The sequence below is a fragment of the Rahnella sp. PAMC25617 genome, from assembly GCF_050606005.1.
Taxonomy (GTDB): Bacteria; Pseudomonadota; Gammaproteobacteria; order Enterobacterales; family Enterobacteriaceae; genus Rahnella; species Rahnella variigena.
On record NZ_JBOCUM010000049.1, the window covers coordinates 1 to 221 of the forward strand.

The 221-nt window shown below is 54.8% G+C and carries 1 pseudogene; it reads right to left on the bottom strand.

Annotation, left to right across the window (positions count from 1 at the left end):
- A pseudogene (locus ACM615_RS23870) lies at nucleotides 1–221 on the bottom strand (cupin domain-containing protein); the annotation flags it as partial.

A 221-nucleotide genomic window follows, 5' to 3' on the forward strand; every position in this document is an offset into this window, starting at 1 on the left:
ATTCTGTACATTCCGCCGGGCACGGAATAGGAAATCATCAGGTCATCTAAACGCCAGTCCGGCAATACGCGGAAAGGTTTCACCAGTTCAGCGGCGGGCAGATGCCAGTGATTCACGGCCTGCGCCAGTAATGACCAGCCGGTTTCACCCAACCCGTCAAAATGTTCGAAAGGCCCGTTGCTTGCCTGCCATTCCCCATTTTTATGGCTCACCAGACGGCT